General features: G+C 65.3%; 15 protein-coding genes. 6 read left to right on the top strand and 9 right to left on the bottom strand.

Going from position 1 to position 16091, the window contains the following annotated elements; genetic code table 11:
- Position 1: 1 nt before the first annotated feature.
- The 3 genes from V9L20_RS19830 (at position 2) to V9L20_RS19840 (ending at position 3202) form a co-directional block, all read left to right on the top strand.
- Positions 2 to 739, top strand: a complete 738-nt coding sequence (locus V9L20_RS19830; protein WP_337297876.1) for an aspartate/glutamate racemase family protein — start codon at positions 2 to 4, stop codon at positions 737 to 739.
- Between the two features lie 48 nt (positions 740 to 787).
- Positions 788 to 1564 (top strand): GntR family transcriptional regulator, encoded by a 777-nt coding sequence (locus V9L20_RS19835; RefSeq protein ID WP_337297877.1) that lies wholly within the window; start codon positions 788 to 790, stop codon positions 1562 to 1564.
- 141 nt (positions 1565 to 1705) lie between these two features.
- Positions 1706 to 3202, top strand: a complete 1497-nt coding sequence (locus V9L20_RS19840) for a nucleobase:cation symporter-2 family protein (RefSeq protein WP_337297878.1) — start codon at positions 1706 to 1708, stop codon at positions 3200 to 3202.
- Between the two features lie 15 nt (positions 3203 to 3217).
- Here V9L20_RS19840 and V9L20_RS19845 read toward each other — a convergent pair whose 3' ends face one another.
- Complete coding sequence (locus tag V9L20_RS19845) at positions 3218 to 4075, bottom strand: aldo/keto reductase (protein WP_337297879.1); 858 nt, start codon at positions 4073 to 4075, stop codon at positions 3218 to 3220.
- A gap of 297 nt (positions 4076 to 4372) precedes the next feature.
- On the opposite strand from V9L20_RS19845, the gene V9L20_RS19850 reads away from it, so the two are divergent.
- A complete protein-coding gene (locus V9L20_RS19850) occupies positions 4373 to 4858 on the top strand; it encodes a DUF305 domain-containing protein (RefSeq protein WP_258501814.1) in 486 nt (161 codons plus the stop codon).
- Between the two features lie 11 nt (positions 4859 to 4869).
- On the opposite strand, the gene V9L20_RS19855 is transcribed toward V9L20_RS19850, so the two are convergent.
- The 6 genes from V9L20_RS19855 to V9L20_RS27335 form a co-directional block, all read right to left on the bottom strand.
- Positions 4870 to 5322 (bottom strand): hypothetical protein, encoded by a 453-nt coding sequence (locus V9L20_RS19855; protein ID WP_337297880.1) that lies wholly within the window; start codon positions 5320 to 5322, stop codon positions 4870 to 4872.
- 46 nt (positions 5323 to 5368) lie between these two features.
- Positions 5369 to 6769, bottom strand: coding sequence for a DUF3526 domain-containing protein (locus V9L20_RS19860; protein ID WP_337297881.1), 1401 nt, complete (start codon positions 6767 to 6769; stop codon positions 5369 to 5371).
- Positions 6766 to 8184 carry a DUF3526 domain-containing protein gene (locus V9L20_RS19865; RefSeq protein WP_337297938.1) on the bottom strand — a complete coding sequence of 473 codons (1419 nt, stop codon included), beginning with the start codon at positions 8182 to 8184 and terminating at the stop codon, positions 6766 to 6768. The genes V9L20_RS19860 and V9L20_RS19865 overlap by 4 nt, the downstream gene beginning before the upstream one ends.
- The gene (locus V9L20_RS19870) at positions 8184 to 8918 is read right to left on the bottom strand and encodes an ABC transporter ATP-binding protein (protein WP_337297882.1); all 735 of its coding nucleotides are present in this window, start codon (positions 8916 to 8918) and stop codon (positions 8184 to 8186) included. The genes V9L20_RS19865 and V9L20_RS19870 overlap by 1 nt, the downstream gene beginning before the upstream one ends.
- Positions 8919 to 8926: 8 nt before the next feature.
- On the bottom strand, positions 8927 to 10981 hold the full coding sequence (locus V9L20_RS19875; protein WP_337297883.1) for a TonB-dependent receptor: 2055 nt from the start codon (positions 10979 to 10981) through the stop codon (positions 8927 to 8929).
- Between the two features lie 128 nt (positions 10982 to 11109).
- On the bottom strand, positions 11110 to 11472 hold the full coding sequence (locus V9L20_RS27335; protein WP_443098608.1) for a DUF2946 family protein: 363 nt from the start codon (positions 11470 to 11472) through the stop codon (positions 11110 to 11112).
- Positions 11473 to 11546: 74 nt separating this feature from the next.
- Here V9L20_RS27335 and V9L20_RS19885 point away from each other — a divergent pair, with 74 nt between their 5' ends.
- Together V9L20_RS19885 and V9L20_RS19890 are read left to right on the top strand one after the other, a co-directional pair.
- Positions 11547 to 11954 (top strand): Fur family transcriptional regulator, encoded by a 408-nt coding sequence (locus tag V9L20_RS19885; RefSeq protein WP_337297885.1) that lies wholly within the window; start codon positions 11547 to 11549, stop codon positions 11952 to 11954.
- 8 nt (positions 11955 to 11962) lie between these two features.
- Complete coding sequence (locus V9L20_RS19890) at positions 11963 to 12847, top strand: DMT family transporter (protein ID WP_258508089.1); 885 nt, start codon at positions 11963 to 11965, stop codon at positions 12845 to 12847.
- Between the two features lie 740 nt (positions 12848 to 13587).
- On the opposite strand, the gene V9L20_RS19895 is transcribed toward V9L20_RS19890, so the two are convergent.
- Positions 13588 to 14895: a phosphorylase family protein gene (locus V9L20_RS19895; protein WP_337297886.1), complete on the bottom strand. Its 1308-nt coding sequence runs from the start codon at positions 14893 to 14895 to the stop codon at positions 13588 to 13590.
- Between the two features lie 467 nt (positions 14896 to 15362).
- The gene (locus V9L20_RS19900) at positions 15363 to 16091 is read right to left on the bottom strand and encodes a GntR family transcriptional regulator (RefSeq protein ID WP_337297887.1); all 729 of its coding nucleotides are present in this window, start codon (positions 16089 to 16091) and stop codon (positions 15363 to 15365) included.

Consider the following 16091-nt stretch of genomic DNA (forward strand, 5'->3'; position numbering starts at 1 on the left):
CGTGCGCATCAAGATCATCAATCCCAACACCACCTGGAGCATGACCGAGAAGATCGGCGCCTGCGCCCGCGCGGTGGCGCAGCCCGGCACGGAAATCGTCGCGGTCAGCCCGGCCATGGGGCCGGTCTCCATCGAGAGCCACTATGACGAGGCGCTGGCCGTGCCCGGCCTGCTGCAGGAGATTGCCGCCGGCGAGCGCGACGGCATCGACGGCTACGTGATCGCCTGCTTCGGCGACCCGGGACTGAAGGCCGCACGCGAACTGGCGCGCGGGCCGGTGGTGGGCATTGCCGAAGCCGCCATGCACCTGGCCAGCATGGTGGGCAGCCGCTTCAGCGTGGTGACCACGCTGGGCCGCACCATGGGGCAGGCCTGGCACCTGGCCGAGATCTACGGCATGGAGCGCTTTTGCGCCAACGTGCGAGCTTGCGAGCTGCCGGTGCTCGAGCTCGAGGTGCCCGGCTCCAACGCACGCGAGCGCATCGTGGACGAATGCCGCCGCGCGCTGGAGGAAGACGGCTCCGACTGCATCGTGCTCGGTTGCGCCGGCATGACCGACCTGTGCGAGCACATCGGCGGGCTGCTCGGCGTGCCGGTAATCGATGGCGTCGCGGCGGGCACCAAGCTCATCGAATCGCTGGTCGCGCTGAAGCTGCAAACCAGCAAGCGCGGCGAACTGGCGCACCCGCTGCCCAAGACCATGAAGGGCGCGCTCGAGGGTTTTACCCTGCCCAGGTAGCGGGGCGTTCGGGGCGCGGCAACGGCCTTGCTGGGCCACAATCTCCGCATGCCTCGCGCCAGCTCCAAATCATCCGCCCCTGCCATCTCTCCCACTCCTGACGCTGCTGCCACCGCCGCGGCAGAAAACGGCACACCTGCCGCGGACAAGGGAAGTTCCATCGAAAGCATCGCGCAGGACATCGCCACCGCCATCGTCGAGAAGCGCCTGCCTCCCGGCACCTGGCTGCGCGAAGAAGCGCTGGGCCGCGTCTATTCGGTGAGCCGCACCAAGATCAGGGCTGCCCTGCTCATGCTGTCGAAAGACAAGCTCATCGAGATCATTCCCGACAAGGGTGCATTCGTGTGCCAGCCCACGGTGCAAGAGGCACGCGAGGTGTTCGCGGTGCGCCGCATTCTCGAAAGCGAAGTGGTGCGCCTGTTCATTGCCAACGCCCGCACGCGCGACTACCAGGTGCTGGAGCAGCACATCCGCTTCGAGCGCACGGCGCTGCGCCAGACCACCACCACGGGCACCGTGCGCGAGAAGGTGCTGGGCGACTTCCACGTGGCGCTGGCCGAGGCCACGGGAAACAAGACCCTGGCCGAACTGGTGCGCGAACTGGTGGCGCGCAGTTCGCTGATTGCCATGCTCTACCACTCGTCGAACGACCCGCATTGCTCGTCGGACGAGCATTCGGAGTTTCTGCGCATCTGCCGCAAGGGCGACGTGGAAGGTGCGGTGCTTTGCATGATCGACCATCTGCAGCGCATCGAGGCCAGCCTGGAGCTGGGCACCGAAAAGCCGGACCGGCAGCTCGACCTGGTGAAGGCGCTGCTCGCCTAGAAAGCAAGCCGCCGCGGTGCGGGTTTTCCTGCATCCAGTTTGCCGCATAAATTGTATACAGTTTGGCGTACACACATTGTGGACGCCACGCCAAGCCGCGCCGCCCACGCATGTTCCCCTTGCTTCGCCAGGAGATGCACGATGACGGCCGAGACCTCTTCCCCTGTTCACACAGTTCATCCGGTGGACCAGCGGCTGCCCTCGGGCAAGCTCGCGGCGCTCGGCCTTCAGCATGTGCTGGTGATGTATGCAGGCGCCGTCGCGGTGCCGCTCATCGTGGGGCGCGCGCTCAAGCTGTCGCCCGACGAGGTCGCGCTGCTGATCTCGGCCGACCTGTTCTGCTGCGGCATTGCCACGCTGATCCAGGCGCTGGGCGCCACTCAATGGTTCGGCATCAAGCTGCCGGTGATGATGGGCGTGACCTTCGCATCGGTGGCGCCCATGGTGGCCATTGCCAACGCCAACCCCGGGCAGAACGGCGCGCAGTTGCTGTTCGGCGCCATCATCGGCGCGGGCGTGGTGTCGATACTCATCGCGCCGCTGGTGAGCCGCATGCTGCGCTTCTTTCCGCCGGTGGTCACGGGCACCATCATCGCGGTGATCGGCATCAGCCTGATGCGCGTGGGCATCAACTGGATCTTCGGCAACCCGGTGGGGCCGACGGCGCCCGCGCTGGTGGACCCGGTGTACGCCAAGTGGCTCGCGGAGGTCACGTCGCCGGGCAGTTCGATCCCGGCGGTGCCCAAGGGCTTTGCCATCATGCCCACGGTGCCCAACCCCAAGTACGCGGACCTGCCGGGCTTTGGCGTGGCGGCGCTGGTGCTGGTGTCGATCCTGCTGATCGTGAAGTACGCCAAGGGCTTCGTCGCGAACATCTCGGTGCTGCTGGGCATCGTGATCGGCGCGGTGGTGGCCTCCATCACGGGCCTCATGACCTACGAGAAGGTGGGCAAGGCGGCCTGGGTGGACGTGGTGCTGCCCTTTCACTTCGGCATGCCGCAGTTCGACCCGGTCCTGATCCTCACGATGACGCTCATCATGATCGTGGTGATGATCGAGTCGACCGGCATGTTCCTCGCGCTCGGCGAAATGACCGAGCGCAAGATCACGCAGAAGGAACTCGCCAAGGGCCTGCGCACCGACGGCCTGGGCACGCTCATCGGCGGCATCTTCAACACCTTTCCGTACACCAGCTTTTCGCAGAACGTGGGGCTGGTGGCCGTCACGGGCGTCAAGAGCCGCTATGTCTGCGTGGCGGGCGGCGTGATCCTCGTCGTGCTCGGCCTGCTGCCCAAGATGGCGGCGCTGATCGAATCGCTGCCCACGGTGGTGCTTGGCGGCGCGGGGCTGGTGATGTTCGGCATGGTGGCCGCCACCGGCATCCGCATTCTTTCGGGCGTCGACTTCAAGGGCAACCGGCACAACGCAATGATCGTCGCGGTGTCGATCGGCATCGGCATGATTCCGCTCATTGCACCCAACTTCAAGCAGTGGATGCCGCATGGGATCCACTCGCTGGTCGAATCGGGCATTCTGCTGGCGTCGATCAGCGCGGTGCTGCTGAACCTGTTCCTGAACGGTGCCAAGCACGACGAGCAGGCGGTGATTGCCGCGGCCAAGCAGGCCGAAGCGCACTGACCGCCGCCCGTCAGTTCAGATCATCGCGAGCGGCGCCTTGCGCCGGGGAGGCGGATGGAGGCGGTCGAGCTCGGCGAGCGTGGCCGCGTCGAGCTCGAGGTCGGCGGCAGCAAGGTTCTCCTGCAGATGGGCGCTGCGCACCGCCTTCGGTATCGCAACCACGCCGGGCCTGGCGATCACGGCCGCAAGGGCGAGCTGCGCGGCGGTCACGCCGAGTCGCGCAGCCAACACTCCCAGCGCCTTGTCCGAAGCCAGCGCGCCCTGGTCGATCGGGCTGTAGGCCATCAGCGGCATGCCGCGTTCGCGCAGCCAGGGCAACAGGCTGAACTCAGGGCCGCGTTCACCCAGCGAAAGGTAGACCTCGTTGGCCGCGCAGCCAGGGCCTGGGCCCACCGCCTGCGCGAGTTCTTCCATGTCGTCCGTGTCGAAGTTGCTTACGCCCCAATGGCCGATGCGCCCCTTGGCGACCAGTGCCTGCATCGCATCGGCCGTTTCGCGCAGCGGATGGCTGCCGCGCCAGTGCAGCAGGTAGAGGTCGATCATGTCGAGGCCCAGGCGCTTCAGGCTGCGCTCGCAGGCTTCGGGCGTGCCGCGGCGGCTTGCGTTGTGCGGGTAGACCTTGCTGACGATGAAGAGCTCGTCGCGCCGCACGTCGCCGGCGCGCAGCGCCTCGGCCAGGGCTTGGCCAAGCACCGTTTCGGCGCCGCCCTCGCCGTACATCTCGGCGGTGTCGATCAACCGGTAGCCCATGGCGATGGCGTCGCGCACCGCGGCCACTTCCGACGCGCGGCGGTTCGCCGCCTCGCCCATGCGCCAGGTGCCGAGGCCGAGCACCGGAATGTCGCGGGCATTGGAGAGAGGGAGTGTTCGCATGGCCAAATCGTAGCGGGTCGCATGCCCGAGGCAAGACTGTCGGTTGTCGGGCCAATTCCTACACGGCTTCAGCATCCCGCTGACAGAAGCCAAGGCTGCAACGGCGCAGTCTGGTTTCGGACGTGGTGAGCTCCTCTGGGTCCGGACAGTGCTTTTAGTGAGATTTGAGCAAGCACGATGTACCCGCAGCCAGACATGCCGGCGGACAAGCCAATGAGCCGCGCTCGTGGGCCAAAGCGCATGACATGAAAAGCACACCACGCCCCTCGCCCGTTCCGCCATCACAAGGAGAACACCATGGGCCACCAAGACCCTGCCTCCCGGCACGGGGGCACGCACCACTACATGATGTTTGCGCTGAACATGCTGCTCAGCCTCGTCGTCATGTACTTCGTCATGTTTTCGATGATCGACGGCTGGGGCGACTTCCGCAACAACCTCAACATGTTCTACATGGCGCTCACCATGGTCGCGCCCATGGGCATCATCATGCTTGCGACGATGCGCGGGATGTACCCCAACAAGGCGGTCAACGGCGTGCTGTATGCCGCGCTTGCGATCCTCTTCGTCGCCGCGCTTGCCGGCACGCGGCAGCAGAGCGTGATCGGCGACAAGCAGTTCGTCGCCTCGATGGTGCCCCACCACTCCGGCGCCATTCTCATGTGCCGCGAGGCCAGCCTGAAAGACCCCGAGCTGGTCAAGCTGTGCGGCCAGATCTCCAATTCCCAGCGCAGCGAGATCGAACAGATGAACGCGATACGGGCCCGGTTGAACACCATGTAGGGCCCGGCGACTCAAGCGATCTCAGTGGCCTCCGCCCACATCCTGTTGAAAAAAGACTCCCGGGCCTTGTCGAACACGGCGCTTGAGTGAAGACCCACAGTGGACTCTATCCGCGTGGTCTTGCCGAAGTCAGCGCTGGAGACCCAGACCGTGTCCGGCGCCACGAGCACGACTTTGGCGTTGTTGCTGTGATGCAGCGCCACGCGTACATCGGGGAAGCGGAGCTTGAGCGCCCTCGCCTCCTTTTGCGCATCGGCATTCGCAATGATGAAGATGTCTCGCGGGCGCTTGCCCAAGGTCTGGGCGATGTATTCCGGGTCGGGAAGGGCCCCGGTCATGATCAGGACGGGGCCGACCACGCGCGCGATCTGCGACAGGCGCTTGTTCCACGTGCTTGTGCAAACGGAGATCTTCGCGTCTTCGCAGGAGAACGCAAAGCCGCCACTGTCGTCTCTGAAAATCATGTGGTGCTTGGAAAAGGTGAACTGATGCGGTGGCGGCGGTGCGCCTTCAAGGACGGAGGCCGGCGCGCGCAGGGCCCACAGCGGCAATCAGTGCGATCGCGAGGATGCTCAACGCCATCGCACCTCGCCAGGCCGCGCTCTCCGGACGTATTGCCACAGGCTCGAACATGGGCAGCTTGTCGTAGTGCTCCGCGGTCAACCCGCGGTAGCTCATGACCCGGGGCACGAAATAGGCACGCCAGGCGTCCTCGTATGAATTGACGGCTTTCACATGCCGCGCGTAGCGCGGAGCATCGATGCCGGCAAGCCGGTCGGCCGTCATCGCGAGCGCCATGCCCGGCGAAAGCCAGGACCATCGCTCGAGCAGAACAAAACGGCGCGCGCGGGTTTCGTCGAACGCCGCCATCAGCGGGCGGATCTCGCGGTCCTGGGCCAGATACCTCGGCAGGAAACTCACTGGCCAGGTGTGGGTGCTGCGCCCGGCCGGCCGGTCAGCCGGGTGAGCGGCGTACCAGGCGGCCAGGTGCTCCTCCATATGCACTTCGGCGTCCTGCTGGGCCGCGCGCAGTTCGGCAACGGCCGTCAACCGCGATGGCATCGGCGCTTCACTGTCGGCAATGTCCGCCAAGGCCGCGGGTACCACGAACGTGGCCAGCAGCCACGCACCGAGCATGCCGAGCGCCGCAGCACCGGACGACACCGGCAGCAAGCAGAACAGCCCGGCCAAAGCAGTCCAGCAGATGGTGAACGCGCCCAGTGTTGCCAGCCAGACCACCGCGGCGTGCCAGGTCGAGCCCGGGTCCAGCGCAAACGCCAGCAGCGACGCACCGGCGGCCAATGACCAGGCCACCGCCGCGCGAATGCAAAGCGCGATCGCGAACACCCTCCAGGGTTGCGCGCATTGCGCAACCACGAGCCGCCACCGGCCTTGCTCCCGGTCCTCCTGCACCAGCCCATAGCAAAGCCCGAGGATGGCGAGCGGCAGCAGCAGCGCGACCAGCGTCGCAAAATCAGGCGGGCCCAGGTCTTCGAGCAGCGGGTTCGAGATCCGGTCGCTCTTGCGGGCGTCGGTATGCCGGCTCTCGACCGTCACGCGCATCGTCGGGCTCAGCAGTTCGAATGTTCCGGTTCCAAGGGCAAGGCCGCCGAGCGCAGGCAGATGCGCGGGAGGCGCGTTGAGCCGGGCGAACTGGAACGCGGCCATCATTGCCTTGGTGTCGCCCCCCGGCGCGGCGGCGCCCATTTTGGCGGCCGCCTCGCGCGCCTGTGTTCGCGCCTGTTCCCACGTGGCCATCTCCTGCGCATTCAGGAGCCGCAATTCCCTGGCGGCAAGTCCTGACCAGAGCGCACTCACGCACAGCAGCGCGGCGAAAACACCCGACACCCAGAGATGCGTGTGCTGGCGAACGAAGCGCCGCCATTCCGCACGCAAGATGAGGTTCATCATGGCCGCAGCCTCCGCGCGGCAAGCACCAGCAAGCCGCAGGCCGCCATCGCCCAGGCGAGCAGCAAGCCGAGGTCGGGCAACGCTGCGCGCAATGCGAAAGCGATGTTGGGCGGCGTGTAGTGAAACGCATCGACCGACCGCCACAGCGCGTCGCCGGCGTACTTGTCGTCGAACGAAGTCAGCCCGCGGGTGTTGTCCATGTCCCACTGGTCGATCTTGATGTTCGCGCGGCGGCGGTACTGCTCGGCCGCTTCCTCGAAGTGGCGCTGATGCGCGAGGTCGGTGCCCGAGAGCTTCATCGAGATCGCACGCATGGCCGTCGTCGGGCTGAGTGCCGAGGCAATGCGCGCAACGCTCTCCTGCATTGCGTAGCGATCCCAGAGGCGGCCGAAGTGGATCGCATGCACGCGGTCGGCGTAGGCGTCGCGCTCCATCCGGCGCAGCGCATAGGCGCCGAAGGGCAGGTCTTCCAGCCGACGCACGTTGTGCCGGCGCAGAAGCTCCGCATCGAAACGCTCGTTGCGCACGGCCAGCGCACCATCGCCCGGCAAGCCTTCCGCGTAGTCGCGCTGGATGTCGCCCCAGAAGCGCTCGGCCGTCGGCAGCGGTGCAGCGGCCTGCGCGCTCGCGGCACCCAGGCGCGGCACGACGAAGACGAAGGCGATCCACAGGCCCAGCAAGACGAACAGCGCGCGCCGGCTGCTCGCCACCATGGCCGACACCGCCAGTGCCAAGGCTGCAAAGACACCGCAGTAGATCAAGAAGGTGCCCGCCAGAACGGCCGCGCGCCATGCGGTGTCCGCGCCAGGCGATGCGCCTGCCGTCACCAACGCAAGACCCGCCCCCACTGCGGCCAGCGGAACCAGCGAGACCACCGCGAGCAGCGCCAGGAACTTTCCTGCCAGCAGCGCGCGGCCCGGCAAGCCGGCGCTGTGCAGCATGCGCAAGGTTCCGCTTTCCCGTTCCAGGCTGACGGCGTTGAAAGCCAGGGCGACGATCAGCAGCGGCAGCAGCGCCTGCAGCACGAAGGACGGAGTGAAAGACCCGAAGCGCACCGACGGCGGCTCGTCGGCCGCCGGACGAAAGCGCGTCATGTTGCGCCGGTGCGGTTCGAGCCAGAGCGCCTGGCCCAGGTAAGGGCCGAGACCGGGATCGAGCACGGCAAGCGGCGAGTCGGGGCGGAAGGCGTAGAGGCCGAAATGCGCGCCACGATGCGGGTGCTTGTCGCCCTGCGAATCCCACTGCTGGCGCACCAGTTCACTGACTTGCGCCTTCTCGTGCGCAAGCCGCCGCTGCTGCTGCGCCGAAGCGAACAGCAGGCTGGCCAGCAGCAGCGACAGCGAGACGGCAAGCACAACAAAACGCCCGTCGCGAACGAGCGCGCGCAGTTCCTTTCGCAGCACGGTGGCGGCCATCACGCGACCGACTCCAAGGGCGCCGCGCGCGTGTGAGCCAGATAGGCGCGCTCCAGCTCGTCGTGGCTGACGGTGTGCGTATCGAACTGCGCGACGAGACGCCCTTCCTTCATGATTCCGATGCAGTCCGCAACCTGCTTGGCGTTGAACAGGTCGTGCGTGGCCATTAGCACGGCCATGCCGGCGTCGGCAGCGGCGCGCACGCGCTGTGCAAAGTCGTTGGCGGCGCCTGGGTCGAGGCCCGAGGTGGGCTCGTCGAGCAGCATCGCCTTTGCATGTTTGGCATGCGCAATGGCAAGGCCGACCTTTTGCCGCATGCCTTTTGAATAAGTCGCGACACGCGCTGTGTGCGACGCCGCTTGCAGGCCGGCCTGGGCCAGCAGGGCACGTGCGGCCGCATCGGCCAGCGGCACGCCACCCAGCGCACAGAAGTACTGAAGGTTTTCGATGCCGCTCAGGTACGGATACAGCGCCACGTTCTCGGGCAGGTAGGCCAGATGGCGCCGCGCCGCAGCAGCGTTGCGGCGCGGATCGATCCCGGCGACCTGGACGCTTCCGGCCGACGGCGCTACGAAACCCAGCAGTGCGTTCAGCGTAGTTGTCTTGCCCGCCCCGTTGCCGCCGAGCAGCGCGTAGACGCTGCCGGCCGGCACGCTCAAGTCGAGTCCGTCGATCGCGCGGCGCCCGCCCAAGGTGACGACCAGCCCTCGCGCCGAGAGCACTTCGTGATCCATGCGGCGCCTCAGAAGAAGTAGCGCATGGACGCGCCGACCTGTGTGCGCGGCTGCGGCGACACCAGCAAGCCGGCCGCGGTGCCGTAGGCGATGTCGCTCGCAAACCGCCGCGGCTGAAAGATCGCGAACACCGAGAACTGGAACTGCTGCCAGTCATAGGTTGCCTTGAGGTCGTAGCGCGTATAGGTCGGCATGGTTCGCAGCTGGGTCTGCGGCGTGCCTTCGTAGTACGGATTGCCGGACGTCAGATAGGCGTCGGCATTCACGGTGAGCCGGCCTTCGCCCAGGCGTTGGCGGTACTCCGCCCCCAGCTTGACCTGGTGCCGCGGCACCGACAGCCGCTCGCCGGTGTTGGGCAGCGGGTTGTTGACGCGCGCCTCGAGCACGCGGCCGTAGCTGCCGTAGACCGACCATGCACTGTCGATCCGCAGCCGCGATTCGAGCTCGAAGCCCTTGCGCGTGGTCTCACCCACAGACTTGAACGAGCCATCCGCCTGCGCGACGATTTCATCCTGGTTGAGCGTGTGATAGACCACGCCCGATGCGCTCCACGAGGCGGTGGGCGACACCGTGAAACCCAGGTCGTGGGACTTGACCTTCGAAGGCGCCACGTCGAACACCGTGCCGCCGCGCGCGCCCAACGGCCCGGTCGCGCCGCTGCCGCTGATCTGCTCTGCGGCGGGCGATCGAAAGCCCTCGGCAATGTTGGCGAAGATGTCGAGCGTCGGCGTCACGCTCCACACCGCGCCGATCTTCGGCGTTGTCACGGCACTGGTGTAGCTCGTGGAGGCGGCGGGCAGTTTGCGATTTCCGATGTCGTAGTCGAACCAGTCGCGCCGCACGCCGCCGAGCAGCTTGAAGTTCTGTGCGAGCTTGTACTGCCCTTGGGCAAACAAACCATAGGTCAGCAGATCCAGCTCCTGGTTGTTGATGTAGCTGGCCGTCGGCACGCCATTGCGCCAGACGCGGCGCAGCGCATCGCCCTTGTCGCGCCGCAGTTCGCCTCCCACGAAAAGCGAGGCCGCATCGCCGAAGACGAAGTTCTGCGCCAGCCGCCCGCCGTAGAAGTGGCGGTCGTCCTCGCCCACTGTTTGCAGAACGCTGCTTGTCGAGGTGCCGCGCACCCGTTCGAAAGTCTCGCCATAGGCCGTGGCGTACCAGCCTGCCTCGCCGCTGGCTGGTGCGCGATTGAAGACCAGTGCCGTGCGTTCGCCGCTGCCGAAGCCCGGCAGGTTGAATTGGGTCGATCGGGGGTCCACAGTGCCGCGGCGCAGATCGGGCAGCAGCAGGTAACCGGGCGCTCTCGACTCCGAGCGGTAATGGTTCACGCGCAGGCTGTACAGGCCATCGCCCAATTGGGTCGAGAGCTTCCAGAACAGGTTGTCCCGCTCGATGCGGCCATCGCGCCGGTAGCTGTCGGTGCGGTAGGCATCGGCGATGAAGAGCGACTGCACGTCGTTGAAACGGTTGGACAGCACCAGCGACCCGCGGCGCCCGCCATAGCTTTCGAGCGAGACCCCGACGCTCGACGAGGCGGGAACCGTTTGCGTCGTGATGCCCACCGCGCCGGCGCGGTTCTGGTCTCCGTACAACGCCGAGACGGGCCCCTTGATCACGTCGATGCGCCCGATCATGTCCGGCGTCAGCCATTCCAGGAAAGCCGGTCCGTGGCCCGCGCCGGCCTGGCTCGACGGCATGTTCTGGGGAACGCCGTCCACGTACACCGCGGTGTCCGCGCCGTGCGTTCCCTGCGTGGCGAAACCGCGCATGCGAAAGCCGTTGCCCGTGTCGCCTTGGTCGATGTTGTTGGCGACCACGCCGGGTACGCGGCGAAAGATGTTCGAGATGTCCCGCCCGACGTTGAGCGTGCCGAGCTCTTCGGGCGTGATGACCGTCACGCCCGCGGGCAGGCCGGTGCTGTCGGCGGTGACTTGCGTGCGCTTGCCTTGAAGGTCGACGCGGTCGCCTTCGGCGGTCACGCGCACTTCGTTCAGCGTGCCGGCCTGCGCTTGCGTCTGCGCTGAAGCGAGCAGGGGCGTCGCAAGGGCGAATGCGAAGGCCATGGGTGCACGGCACCCCAGAGATGGTGAGTTCATGAAAGGAGGAAAGAAGACGTCAGGCAGCAGCCACGCTGGCGCGCGGCCAGCGTCTGCAACGAACTCAGGTGGGCCGCGCTGCTTGCGCGGCGGCCTCAGACGCTCTGTGGCGGGCCCCGAGGCGAGGCGCCCCGATACACGGGGGCTGCAATGACGTGCGCCGGCGCCTGGCGCTGGCGCTGGAGACGTGCAGGCGGTGGGCTGGCCGGCAGCTCAGGCCTGGAAGCCAGCAGCACCTGGTGGGCGTGCGCCATGCATCCGCTGCAATGGCAGGGCGCCTCGCCACCTTCGTTGCCGTCGTCTTCGCTTCCGCCATCCGCGCTGTGGAGATGCTGGAAATGCCCGGACGCCGAAGCCTGATGTCCGCCCCCCGTTTCCGCACCATGCGGCGTGCCCGCGCCCGCGTTGATGAACGCGACCGCAAGAACCAGCCAGAGAAGAAAACGAGAAATGCGCATGGCGGAAAAGCGTGGATCATAGCGACGAACCCGCTAATTGCAAATCCATTCTCATTTGCGATTACCATCGGCGCGTGGAACGTCATACACGCCAACGCGATGCGGTATTGACCGCGCTGTCCGTCAGCCGGCGGTCTCTTACCCCGCAGGAGATCTGCGAGCTTGCGCAGCGCTCGGTCCCACGCCTGAGCCTTTCAACGGTCTATCGGCAACTGAAGAGCCTGCTGGAGGACGGTGAAATCGTGGGCGTCGATCTGCCGGGCCAGGCCACGCGCTACGAGGCGCTGTGCGAGTCCGATCATGGCGAGCCCGGCCACCATCACCATCACTTCCACTGTGGCGACTGCGGGCGCGTGTTTCCGATTCACGGCTGCCCCGGACGCATGGAAGACCTGGCGCCCAAGGGTTTTCTGGTGCAGCGCCACGATCTGACGCTGCACGGGCGATGCGCGGATTGCGCGAGCGCTCGCTCTCGCAGGTAACGCTGAGCATGCCCTCGAGCGGAACTCTGCGCGGCATCACCGCAATGTTGTTGGCCTGCGCCTTCTTCGCCTGCATGGACGCGCTGCTCAAGAACCTGGCCGGGCACTACCCGCCCGTGCAAGTGATGGCACTGCGCGGCCTCACGGCGCTACCGCTGGTGTGCCTGTACATCGCGTGGCGGCGCGAGGCAGCAGGCGTTTTCAACCGTCGGCTGCGTTGGCGCCTGCACCTGCTGCGCACCGGGCTGAACATGACGATGCTTGTGCTCTTCGTCCATGGCCTGAAGTCCTTGGGCCTGGCAGAGGCCTACACCCTTACTTTCATCGCTCCGCTGCTGATGGTGCTCATCGCCGTACCGATGCTGGGCGAGCCAGTCCTGCCGCGGCACTGGGTCGCCATCGGGCTGGGCTTCGTCGGTGTCGTGATCGCGCTGCGGCCCGAGCAGGGGGCCTTCCTCTCGGTGGGCGCTCTGGCGATCCTGGCGGCCGCAGTGTGCTACGCGCTGTCGAACATGCTGGGCCGACTCATCAGCCGCACCGAATCGAGCGCCGCGCTGGTCTTCTGGACCACCGCCGGCATGGCTGTGGGTGGTTGCCTGCTATCGGCGCCGCAGTGGGTGCCGATCCAGGCCCAGCACACGTGGGTGCTGGCGGGTTTGGCCATCAGCGGCTTTCTGGGCCAGATGGCCATCGCCGAAGCCTTCCGCCACGGCCAAGCCGCCGCCATCGCTCCCTTCGAATACAGCGCCCTCGCCTGGGCGCTTGTGCTGGACTGGGCATTCTGGCAAGCCACGCCCGATGCATGGACGCTAGGTGGCGGCGCGTTGATCGTTGCGAGCGGACTGTGGCTGGCGCGAATCGAGGTACCAAGGCCCGCGCGGCAATCCGAATAGGCTGGAATGCGCGCTGCAACGCGAGCTGCAACGGCTCGACCTCGCGCCGTGTGCCGCGCCAATTGAATTCGTAGCCACCCGTGCCCACGGGGAATAATCTGATGGATCAGAAGCTACGTAAGCTGCTGATCCGCAAGGTCGCAGAGGACGATTGAAAAAACAGAGTTGTGGACTGACCAACCTAAACCCAGCTGAGAGTGGCAACTGATGAGGTAATAATGTTCAGGACTATCAGGTACGCCAGCGTCGACACCTCGCGCAAGTCGGACTTCATTGATGGACACGTGCCGTAACAGCACCCTGCAGCTTTGAGTAGCCAAGGCCGAGCTTTCGGGTTGGACGTGTGGCAGCGGCAAGAGGCGGGCCCGACCACTACAAGCCCCAATATTTGCCGCTGCAGCCCCATTCTTCAGCACCCCCATAATGACCCCTTGGTCATTAAAAATAATTTTGCGCGCGACGGAAAATGCGCGCAGACTGGAGTGATTTCGTGAGCCTTCAAGCGTCATAGTGGTTGGCTTGCATTGCCGATTCCGAAATTGCACAGGAACGCCCATGTTGAATCGACCAACACGCGCTGCGCCTCGAACGACACTCAGCGCGCTCGCCGCTCGAGCACAGATCGAGCTGGCCGCTCGACAGTTGGCGCCACTCGACTCGAACCGCACTCAAAGGAACGAACGAAAGGCGAGCGGCAGAACGGAGCAAAGGCCAGCTCCCCTGCTCCGCCGTGAGCGCACTTAGGTCACTTCTGCAAAATACTTCTTCAGGGCACTCACAGCCACCGCTGCACTCAGTGCACTGCAATAAGCTTGATAGTCGTTCGCCTTCTCAGCGCCGGCCATGTCCGAAACCGCCTTCAGGCAAACATAACGAGGCTTAGGTTCGGCCGCATAGTGGCTGGCATAGTAAACACCGTAGCACTCCATGTCGATTGCCACAGCCTTGCGATGCTGTGCTACAAACATTTCGTGCATGGCGTCGCTTGCGACGACGGCGCTCCCAGACAGCATCGGACCCTCAACAATCCTGAACTGGCGGCTCGGCGAGGTCAGATGAACCAAGCCTTTGGCGATCTCTGGCGCTTCGGACTCGACCGCCTTGATGCTGACTACCAATTCACGAGACGCATCCTTCTGATCAGGCGCATGGGAAAACTTGCCCGCGCCGGTCCATTTTCCTGATTGCCAGTCCCAACTCTTGTCAGCCACCACGAGGTCACCAAGAGAGACCTCGGCAGAAAGGCCACCGCAAATTCCCGTCATCATGATCACACGCGGACGGAACTCACTGATGAGTAATTGCGTCAGATGGCACGCCGACACCATGCCCATTTGCTTTGTGTTGGCCAGAACTACTGTCCGAAGTTTTCCATCGAGTTCGATCGTTCCTTTGCGGTACAGCGCATAGTTGGCAAGAATCTTTTCCGCCTCCCAAGCCACGGGCAAATTCACAACGGCTGGATACTCCGTGTCTTTCAACGCTGTGATGAAACATACGTCTACATCGTGACCTAAAGGGCGCTCGGACGCAGCGGCCACTTGCTGCAAGAGCGCGTGAAGGGAATCCCTCCACGCGGAGGAGTCCGGAGACACCAGTAGCAGCTGCTCGGTTCTGTCACGGAATCCCTGTTCGTAGACAGCGATTGTTTCCACGTGCGCCGTAGCTCCTACGATGCGCGTCGCAGCGCCGGATTCGGAGAGCTCTTGAAGAAGCTCGTAGCCGACGTCGGGCCTCGCATCTTTGCTCTTGTCGTTTGCCGGCAGGACAAGGTCGAGGATCAAGATGTCGTAGTTTTGCTGCTCCACCTGGGCTCGCGCGCCCTGCGCCGAACGAGCATGATCAATCCTAGTAATCGATACACCTGCGCTCTCGACGAAGGTCAGCGCTAGAACCCGGAAGTGCCCTGGCACCTTGGTGAGCAGCCGGCGAATTCGCTCGGTGAGCACCCGTGTTTTGCCGGAGCCCGGGCCAGCGATCACCGCGATCGGTCCCTCTTCGAACTCGACGACTTTGCGCTGATTGCTGGATAACCGTACTTCCGTCATGTGCCATCTCCTGCGGCTGCTCCTGTCTTGTCAGGAGTCTGGGGTGTCAGTTGAAAGTGCCCGCCGATCACCTCAAACAGGTCGACAACACGCTTCGGGAAACGGCGCGCGGGGTCTTTCAAGCAAAGAACCGCCGCAGCCAGCGGGGCAGCGTGATCCGTTTTGTAGTCTCGCACGAGGTCGAGGGCGGCTCGTTTGCGCCCCTCCGGGCCGTCATAGTCGCCCACGCTTGAGCAGGTGCCGCAGATTCCAGCGCACGATTAGGTGTTGCGAAGACTCCGCGGCAGATCTTTCGGGTCGAGCAGCGCTTTCACCAGAAGCCTGAGCTTTCACCAATGTGTCTTCGCCGAGTTGAAGATGGTGGATCTTGCCGCTCCCCATTTTCAGGTGAAGCGCGACCGGCGTCCTGAAAGACTTCCCGTGGCGTTCGGGGACCAGATCGCCTGCCTCACCCTGCGGCCGCGGACTCAGCGCCGACCAGCCACCAGCTTCATTCCCGGCATCAGTTCGGCAGCCAGTTCCGGCCGCTCCAGCGCGTAATCGAGGTTCATGCGGGCAATTTCCACGTGCTCCTCGCCCAGCGCCTGGGCGCGGTAGCCCTGGCCGCGCTCGATGGCCTGCACCATGGCGTGGTGAGTTCGGTGCGCCTGCTGCATCCACTGCTGACCCTCATGCATGGACGACTGCATGGGCAGCATGGCGCTCGGCGATGCGAAGGGCTGGCTGTCCAGCATGTCCATGATCCGCTTGACGGCCGCATTGCCACAGCCCTCCACCACGAGGCGGTGGAAGCGGTCGTTCATCTCCACGTAGGCCGCGTAGTCGTCCAGTTCCATGGTGGGCTTGTTGACGGCCTTGTCCCCCTCGTCCAGGCATTCGTGCAGCTCGCGCAGCAGCTGGCGCGGTGCGCCGTCCTCGGCCAGCAGGCGCAACGCCATGCCCTCGATCACGCCGCGCACTCGGATGGAGTCGGCGATCTCCCGCGAGGTGAAGCGCCGCATCTGGTAGCCGCCGGCGGGCGAGGGTTCGATCAGCCCCTCGTGCTCCAGGCTCGCCAGCGCGAGGCGCACCGGCGTGCGCGAGGCGCCAAGCTTCTCGGCCAGCGGAATCTCGGCCAGACGTTCACCCGGGCCGAATTCGCCCTTCAGGATCATGTCGCGCAATTGCACGAGGACGCGGGATTGTTGTGAGTCCAA

It is taken from the genome of Variovorax sp. CCNWLW225, assembly GCF_037204045.1.
Classification (GTDB): domain Bacteria; phylum Pseudomonadota; class Gammaproteobacteria; order Burkholderiales; family Burkholderiaceae_C; genus Variovorax.

Excerpts from the sequence above, each read along its gene's own strand:
- V9L20_RS19860 (WP_337297881.1), bottom strand. The coding sequence starts at position 6,769 with ATGATGAACCTCATCTTGCGTGCGGAATGGCGGCGCTTCGTTCGCCAG.
- V9L20_RS19835 (WP_337297877.1), top strand. The coding sequence starts at position 788 with ATGCCTCGCGCCAGCTCCAAATCATCCGCCCCTGCCATCTCTCCCACT.
- V9L20_RS19865 (WP_337297938.1), bottom strand. The coding sequence starts at position 8,184 with ATGGCCGCCACCGTGCTGCGAAAGGAACTGCGCGCGCTCGTTCGCGAC.
- V9L20_RS19845 (WP_337297879.1), bottom strand. The coding sequence starts at position 4,075 with ATGCGAACACTCCCTCTCTCCAATGCCCGCGACATTCCGGTGCTCGGC.
- V9L20_RS19840 (WP_337297878.1), top strand. The coding sequence starts at position 1,706 with ATGACGGCCGAGACCTCTTCCCCTGTTCACACAGTTCATCCGGTGGAC.
- V9L20_RS19875 (WP_337297883.1), bottom strand. The coding sequence starts at position 10,981 with ATGGCCTTCGCATTCGCCCTTGCGACGCCCCTGCTCGCTTCAGCGCAG.
- V9L20_RS19895 (WP_337297886.1), bottom strand. The coding sequence starts at position 14,895 with ATGACGGAAGTACGGTTATCCAGCAATCAGCGCAAAGTCGTCGAGTTC.
- V9L20_RS19870 (WP_337297882.1), bottom strand. The coding sequence starts at position 8,918 with ATGGATCACGAAGTGCTCTCGGCGCGAGGGCTGGTCGTCACCTTGGGC.
- V9L20_RS27335 (WP_443098608.1), bottom strand. The coding sequence starts at position 11,472 with ATGCGCATTTCTCGTTTTCTTCTCTGGCTGGTTCTTGCGGTCGCGTTC.
- V9L20_RS19850 (WP_258501814.1), top strand. The coding sequence starts at position 4,373 with ATGGGCCACCAAGACCCTGCCTCCCGGCACGGGGGCACGCACCACTAC.
- V9L20_RS19855 (WP_337297880.1), bottom strand. The coding sequence starts at position 5,322 with ATGATTTTCAGAGACGACAGTGGCGGCTTTGCGTTCTCCTGCGAAGAC.
- V9L20_RS19890 (WP_258508089.1), top strand. The coding sequence starts at position 11,963 with ATGCCCTCGAGCGGAACTCTGCGCGGCATCACCGCAATGTTGTTGGCC.